Source organism: Sphingomonas sanguinis NBRC 13937, from assembly GCF_001591005.1.
Lineage (GTDB): Bacteria > Pseudomonadota > Alphaproteobacteria > Sphingomonadales > Sphingomonadaceae > Sphingomonas > Sphingomonas sanguinis.
Window position 1 is genome coordinate 38,943 of the sequence record NZ_BCTY01000030.1, and the last position, 6,654, is coordinate 45,596.

Genomic DNA, 6,654 nt, shown 5'->3' on the forward strand with positions numbered 1-6,654 from the left:
CTTCCCCGATCTTGGCTCGAACCGCCGCCCGGCACAACGACGCTAAGCCGTCGCCGCTTTACTCCTTGCCACCCGACGCAGCCCCTCACGCGGGGCCAGCATCGAAGGCTCCTTCAGATCGCGGACCAGCCCGATGCGGCGTAACCCCAGCAGCACCCACCAGCCCGGATCAGGCTGGCCAGGTTCTATCCCAAGCCGCGCGGAATCCGGCCAGGCATGGTGGTTTCCATGCCATGCCTCGCCAAAGGTGATGAGCGCGGCGGCGGGAAGATCATGGCCCTGTACCGCGACATCATCGACGCTCCAGCCCTGCGGGCCGCGCCTGTGGGTGATGTGACCGACCAGCCAATGCCCTGTGACGCCGACCGCCACCCGTACCGGCAAGCCCCAGACCAGCCAGGGCAAGCCCCCCATCCACAGAAATAACACGGCCCAGGGCAGTTGCTGCGCCATCCAGCTCCGCTCCAGCCAGATCAGGAAACGGTCGTCGCGCAACCGCGCCTCAGGCTCGAAACGCGGTGGATGGGCGAGATCGAGCCGACAGTGCATCTGCCACCAAGCATCATGCAGCAAAGGTGCCCGATGGGCGTGCAGATCGTGACATTCCACCTGCCGCTGCGCCCAGTCGCGCATGTCGTGCAGCCGCACCATGCCCAGCGGCCCCGCCATCCCGACCAATGTGCCCAGATAGACCAGCACCCGCTCGAACCAGAGCGGTGCCGCAAAGCTGCGATGGATCAGCAGCCGGTGCAGGCCGATCGAATGGCCCAGGCACAGCGTCACAGCCGAGGTCAAAAGCCATAGCAGCACCGCGCCAGGCGTAACGAACAATGGGGCCAGCAGCAGCGCCGATCCGGTCATGCCGATCATCCAGAGCGACCGCGTCGGTGCCCATCGCACCCTTCCCTTTCGCGCATCGCTGTCGGGCAAGGCGATCATCCGGGTCGTCGAACGGCAGGTCATGCAGCGCTCCTTATATAGTTAGGTATATTCCTAAATGCCGAACCTCATTTGTCAACGGTTAGCGAAATGCCTAAATGTCTATCCATGCAACGTGTGTTCGAGGCTCTCGCCAATCCGGCCCGCCGCCGCATCCTGGCCTATCTGTCCCATGCCGAGTTGAGCGCGGGCGAGATCGCCTCGCGCTTTGACATGGCCAAACCATCCATCTCCCAGCATCTGTCGATCCTGGAGTCGGCCGGGCTCGTCACCAGTGAAAAACGTGGCCAGTACGTCTTCTACCGGCTGGTTCCGGAAAGCCTGACCAATACACTGCATGGTTTCGTGCAAGAGGTCTGCCCGGTCGCGCGTCCGCTCAAGCGCGAGAGCGCCGCCTTGGCGCAGAAGGACGGCAAACAGCCCTGAACCCTATGCATGACGCTCCATACTCAGGTTCATCTGCACTATTGCAATCGTTTGTTGCAATCCTCGATCCATCACGGCATGATACCCCTCGACGCGGCAAGCCAGCGACAGACCATGGCCCACCCCCGCGTGCGAGAGGACCCGCATGACCCCGTCCACCCCCGCCGCCGGACACGCCGCTCCGTTCAAGCCGCGCCTGTCGCTGGTCCGCATCCTGGAAATGAATCTGGGCTTTCTCGGCCTGCAGTTCAGCTTCGGGCTGCAACAGGGCAACATGGCCCCGATCTACAGCTACCTGGGTGCGTCGGAGTCGCAGATTCCGCTGCTTCAGCTGGCCGGGCCGATGACGGGGCTGCTGATCCAGCCGCTGATCGGCGCGATGAGCGACCGGACGGACAGCCGCTGGGGACGCCGCACACCCTATTTCCTGATCGGCGCGGTGCTGTGTGCGCTGGGCCTGTTCTTTATGCCGCTCAGTTCGTCGCTGCTGATGGCGGTGTCGCTGCTCTGGATTCTCGACGCGGGCAACAACATCACCATGGAGCCGTACCGCGCCTATGTCTCCGACCGGCTGGACGGGGCGCAGCATAATGTCGGCTTCCTGACGCAGAGCGCCTTTACCGGGTTGGCGCAGATGCTCGCCTTCCTCACGCCCTCGATCCTAGTCTGGGTGGGGATGAACCCGGACTGGGTGGACGGGCACAACATCCCCTATACGGCGCGCGTGGTCTTCATGATCGGCGCGGTCCTGTCCTTCGTCACCATCGTCTGGTCGATCAAGCGGGTGCCTGAACTGCCGCTGCCGCCCGAGGAGCGCGCGCGCATCGCCGCTGCGCCCAAGGGCATCGGCGCGACGCTGAAGGAGATCGGCGGCGCGATCCGCGACATGCCGCTGCCCATGCGCAAGCTGGCGCTCATGAGCCTGTTCCAGTGGTATGCGATGATGGCCTATTGGAACTACGTCATCTACGCGATCGGACGGTCGGTCTATGGTACCGCCGACGCGACCTCCTCGGGCTTCCATGCCGCGGTGCTGACCAATGGCGAGGTCGCGGCCTTTTATAACGGCGTCGCCTTTGTCGCAGCCTTTGCGATGGTGCCGCTGGCCAAGCGGATCGGTGCCGCGCCGCTCCACGCGTTGTGCCTGGTCATTACCGGTATCGGCATGATGGTGATGCCGCACATGACCAGCAAGGCGATGCTGTTCCTGCCCGCGATCGGCATCGGCCTGGGCTGGGCCAGCATGATGGGCAACCCCTATGTCATCCTGGCAGGCTCGATCCCGCCCGAGCGGACCGGCGTCTATATGGGCATCTTCAACATGATGATCGTCATCCCGATGCTGATCTTCGGCGTGACGCTGCCGCTCTTCTACCAGAGTTGGCTGGGCGGCGATCCGCGCAACGTGCTGACGCTGTGCGGCGTGCTGATGCTGCTGGCCGCGGTCTCCGTCTATTCGGTGCGTGCCCGCAATGCGCAAGGGCTGCCGCTCGGCGCCGCGCCGCAAGCCTGATCCCCTTTCCCATCCTGTTTTCCCGAGGTTTCATGACGATCACTCCCGCCCATTGGTCGGCCGACGCGCTGGCCGGGATCGCCGCGCAGGACGACGCCCGCCTGCCCGTCTTCGGCCCCGCTGACGTAGTGCCGATCCTGCCGACCCACGATCTATGGGACATGTGGCAGATCGCCTATGCCGATGGCCGCACCGCCTTTTTCGGCGGGCGGAGCTGGTGGTTCTTCCTGGCGACGCCGCGCTTCGACGATCCCGAGTTGCGGCACGACGCCGCACGCATCCGCCTGACCAGCCACGGCGCGGACGGCTGGCGCGATCATGGGGAGACCTTTGCCGACGGCTTCACGCCGGGCAGCCGCGAATGGTCGGGCTCGGCGGTGTTGGGCGAGGACGATACGACCCTGACCATGTATTTCACCGCCTCGGGGCGGCGCGGACAGCCCCGCACTTTCGAGCAGCGTCTGTTCGAGACGGTCGGCCGCTTCCTGCCCGACGAGGCGCGTACCGAAGGCTGGAGCGAACCGGTCGAAAGCGTCATGGCGGACGGCCATCATTATATCGTCGCCAACCAGGCCGAGCCGGAAAATGGCGGCATCAAGGGCTTTCGCGATCCGGGCTATTTCCGCGATCCGTCGGACGGCGCGGAGTATCTGCTGTTCGTCGGCTCGGCCGGCTGGGTCAACCAGGATATCGACGGCGTCGTCGGCGTAGCCAAGCGCGAAGAGAGTGGCTGGGCCGTCCAGCCGCCGCTGATCGAGGCGCTGGGCGTCAACAGCGAGCTGGAGCGCCCGCATATCGTCATGCAGGACGGCCGCTATTATTGCTTCTGGTCGACGCAAGGAAAACGCTTCGCCCCCGGCCTGGGTGCGCCGACCGGGCTTTACGCCATGGTCGCCGACCGCTTTGCCGGGCCGTGGCGACCGGTCAATGGCACCGGCCTGGTCGCGGGCAATCCGGTCGCCGAGCCCACCCAGGCCTATTGCTGGTGGGTGACGGGCGAAGGCGATGTGATTAGCTTCGTCGACTATTGGGGCATGAACGGCCGCGACGCGAGCGACGACGTGCCGCTGCGCCGCGAACGCTTCGGCGGCACCGCCGCGCCTTGGTTCCGCCTGAACTTCGACGGCGACCGTGTGACGATCGCGTAAACTCCGATCCACGCCGTTAGAATGGCGACACCCCGCCTCAGGCTGCGGGGCTGGACCGGACACTTCCAGCCCTGCCGCCGCTGCTTCAGAGCCGCAGGCCCATACCGACCCCGAAGACCAGGGGATTGAGGTCCAGCTTCACCTGCTGCGTGCCCGCTGCCGCCGTATCCAGGCGGACAATGGTGCCCATATCGATATATTTGACGTCCAGGTTCAGGAACAGCTTGGGCGTGATGTCGACATCCACCCCGGCCTGCGCCGCCCATCCGATGCTGTCCTTCATCCCGACATGGGTCCGCCCGACGGCCGCCTGCAGCCCGTCCGAGGCCTTTTCGTTCCAGAAGACCGTGTAGTTGATCCCCGCGCCGAGATAGGGGCGGACATGGGCGGTCGGGGTGAAATGATATTGGGCGGTCAGCGTCGGCGGCAGCACCCAGGTCGTCGCCAGCGTACCGATACCGCCGGTGGTCCCGCTGGTGCCCTTGGCGCTATGCCTGGTCGTGGAGGCGATCAGCTCGAAGCCGAGATGGTCCGTGGCCATATAAGTGGCATCGACTTCCGGCATCACGGCGTTGCCGACCGCCAGACGCTCGTTCGGAAAGGCGGGCGTGATGCCCCCCGAATCCTCATTGGGCACGACGGTGATGGCTCGGACGCGCAGCAACACGTCGCCAGCCCGAATGCCGACCCGTGCCGCATCGGCGCTCTGCGCCAAGGCGGGCGTGGCCATCGCAAGCCCCGCCAGCACGGCCAGCACCATCGCGGCCTTCATGGGGGTGTTCATCGCTCAGTCTCCTTGTCCGAATGGGATGGAGACAGGCTAGGTCGATGGCGGGGAGCGGCCTTTGACGAAGGACAAGCGCCGATTTGACCGTGGTCAAAACCGTTCGGATACGGCCCCTGCCAGTACTGCTCAGGCGGTTTCGCGCGGGATCAGTTCCGGGTCGAGCACCACGGACCCCGCCTCGCGCCCGGCGATGCGCGCGAACAGCGCCTCGACCATAGCCTGGGCACCCGCGGCGATATCCTGGCGGATGGTGGTGATGCGCGGCACCGCCTGCGCGGCGAGCGGCAGGTCGTCATAGCCGATGACAGGCAGCATGTCGGGCACCGCGATAGACCGGTCCGCCAGCACCCGCACCGCCGTCATCGCGATCATGTCGGACGCCGCGACCATGCCGTCGATCGACAGGCGGCCGCTTCCGTCCTCCAGCCCCCCCTCTTCGAGCAAGGCGTCGATATGCGCGCCGATCTCCTGCTCCATCACATCGGAGGCGAGATGGGTCGGAAGCTGGACGGGGCTGCCCTCCAGCCCGGCCTCCGCCATGGCCCGCGCCACGCCGTCATGCCGCTGGCGGATTTCGGGCGCGCCGATATCGCCTAGAAAGGCGATCCGGCGGCACCCCCGCTCCATCAGCCGCCGACCCGCCAGATAGCCGCCCAGCGCATTGTCGGTGCCGACCGCCGCATGAACCTGATCGGGCAGCGTCACGCCCCAGGCGACCAGCGGGCGATAGCGGCGCGCGACGCGCTCGATTGCGTCATATTGGTCGGACTGGCCGATCAGCAGCACGCCGTCAACCATGCCGCTATCGACCACCCGGTCCAGCCAATCGGCGGCCTCGGGAATCACGCGCGACAGCATCACGTCGTACCCATTCTCGGTCAGCGCGTCGGCGAGGTGGCCGAGCATGGTCATGAAGAATGGGTCGGACAAATGCTGACGCCGGTCATGGCCCAGCGGCACGACGATGCCGATCACCCCGGTACGACGGGTCCGCAATCGGCTGGCCATCTGGTTCGGGCGAAAGCCATGTTCATCCGCCAGCGCCTGAATCCGCGCCCGCGTTTCGGGATTGACCAGCGCCTTGCCCGCCAGCGCGCGCGACACCGTGCCGGGCGACACGCCCGCCATCTGCGCCAGATCCGCGATCGTTCGCACGCGACGATCACCGCCGCCCGTGATATTGTCTGTCATGAGCGAGTGCTAACCGGACCTTTTGCCGCCGGACAAGCAGCCAACGGAAAATCCGGCCCTTTCCTTACATGGATCAACGATATTCGGCGGTGACGTCGATCTTCCAACCCTGCAACGCGACCACCCGCTTGTTTTCGCAGACGGGTACGCCGATCACGCGCATCCAGCGCTGGTCACCCGCCATGCGCAGACCAGCGTCGATCGTAAACCCGCGCCGGTGGCGGATCGCATAGAATCTCAGCCGCTCGACGGCCGAAAGCGACTCGCTCTGGTAGAGAGGCAGAACAGCCAAACGCTCGGGCATTTGATCCCGGTGCCAGTCGAAGAGATTAAACACGCCGGTCGACCAGCTCAGTCGCTGCGTCGACAAATCGCAATGCCAGCGTCCGATACCCCGCGCGGCCAGCCATTCGTCATCCGCCTCGGCATAGTTCACATCCGGCGCATCGAGGCGGCCTAGATCGAAACGCTGACCACTTTCGAATAGGGGCCAGCTATGATTCAGCGCGAGCGGTTCGGCGGGTTTCATCGGACACTCCTCGAAGCCTGTCGTCATAGGCTCGCAGAAGTTAATCCTGATTTAAATCAATTCGTGAATTGAGTGCCGCCCCCGGGTCTCCGCCGGGGGCGACGCCGATCAGACTTTCTCC

7 protein-coding genes are annotated in these 6,654 nt (G+C 65.3%); 3 read left to right on the forward strand and 4 right to left on the reverse strand.

Annotated elements, in window-relative coordinates; all coding sequences use genetic code 11:
* Positions 1-42: 42 nt before the first annotated feature.
* Positions 43-963, reverse strand: coding sequence for an acyl-CoA desaturase (locus SSA01S_RS12660; RefSeq protein ID WP_061780611.1), 921 nt, complete (start codon positions 961-963; stop codon positions 43-45).
* 84 nt (positions 964-1,047) lie between these two features.
* Here SSA01S_RS12660 and SSA01S_RS12665 point away from each other — a divergent pair, with 84 nt between their 5' ends.
* From SSA01S_RS12665 to SSA01S_RS12675, 3 genes are all read left to right on the forward strand, one after another.
* Positions 1,048-1,365: a metalloregulator ArsR/SmtB family transcription factor gene (locus tag SSA01S_RS12665; RefSeq protein WP_061780612.1), complete on the forward strand. Its 318-nt coding sequence runs from the start codon at positions 1,048-1,050 to the stop codon at positions 1,363-1,365.
* 145 nt (positions 1,366-1,510) lie between these two features.
* Complete coding sequence (locus SSA01S_RS12670) at positions 1,511-2,878, forward strand: MFS transporter (protein WP_061780613.1); 1,368 nt, start codon at positions 1,511-1,513, stop codon at positions 2,876-2,878.
* A gap of 32 nt (positions 2,879-2,910) precedes the next feature.
* Positions 2,911-4,026: a glycoside hydrolase family 68 protein gene (locus tag SSA01S_RS12675; RefSeq protein ID WP_061780614.1), complete on the forward strand. Its 1,116-nt coding sequence runs from the start codon at positions 2,911-2,913 to the stop codon at positions 4,024-4,026.
* 85 nt (positions 4,027-4,111) lie between these two features.
* Here SSA01S_RS12675 and SSA01S_RS12680 read toward each other — a convergent pair whose 3' ends face one another.
* The 3 genes from SSA01S_RS12680 to SSA01S_RS12690 all read right to left on the reverse strand — a co-directional run bounded on the left by SSA01S_RS12680 (position 4,112) and on the right by SSA01S_RS12690 (position 6,533).
* Positions 4,112-4,810, reverse strand: a complete 699-nt coding sequence (locus tag SSA01S_RS12680; protein ID WP_272867558.1) for an OmpW/AlkL family protein — start codon at positions 4,808-4,810, stop codon at positions 4,112-4,114.
* 129 nt (positions 4,811-4,939) lie between these two features.
* Complete coding sequence (locus SSA01S_RS12685) at positions 4,940-6,004, reverse strand: LacI family DNA-binding transcriptional regulator (RefSeq protein ID WP_061780616.1); 1,065 nt, start codon at positions 6,002-6,004, stop codon at positions 4,940-4,942.
* A 73-nt stretch (positions 6,005-6,077) separates the two neighbouring features.
* Positions 6,078-6,533, reverse strand: coding sequence for a hypothetical protein (locus SSA01S_RS12690; protein WP_061780622.1), 456 nt, complete (start codon positions 6,531-6,533; stop codon positions 6,078-6,080).
* Between the last annotated feature and the right edge of the window lie 121 nt (positions 6,534-6,654).

What these genes read in the sequence shown, in the direction of transcription:
- SSA01S_RS12685 (WP_061780616.1), bottom strand. Translation starts at nt 6,004, where the DNA reads ATGACAGACAATATCACGGGCGGCGGTGATCGTCGCGTGCGAACGATC.
- SSA01S_RS12665 (WP_061780612.1), top strand. Translation starts at nt 1,048, where the DNA reads ATGCAACGTGTGTTCGAGGCTCTCGCCAATCCGGCCCGCCGCCGCATC.
- SSA01S_RS12670 (WP_061780613.1), top strand. Translation starts at nt 1,511, where the DNA reads ATGACCCCGTCCACCCCCGCCGCCGGACACGCCGCTCCGTTCAAGCCG.
- SSA01S_RS12680 (WP_272867558.1), bottom strand. Translation starts at nt 4,810, where the DNA reads ATGAACACCCCCATGAAGGCCGCGATGGTGCTGGCCGTGCTGGCGGGG.
- SSA01S_RS12690 (WP_061780622.1), bottom strand. Translation starts at nt 6,533, where the DNA reads ATGAAACCCGCCGAACCGCTCGCGCTGAATCATAGCTGGCCCCTATTC.
- SSA01S_RS12660 (WP_061780611.1), bottom strand. Translation starts at nt 963, where the DNA reads ATGACCTGCCGTTCGACGACCCGGATGATCGCCTTGCCCGACAGCGAT.
- SSA01S_RS12675 (WP_061780614.1), top strand. Translation starts at nt 2,911, where the DNA reads ATGACGATCACTCCCGCCCATTGGTCGGCCGACGCGCTGGCCGGGATC.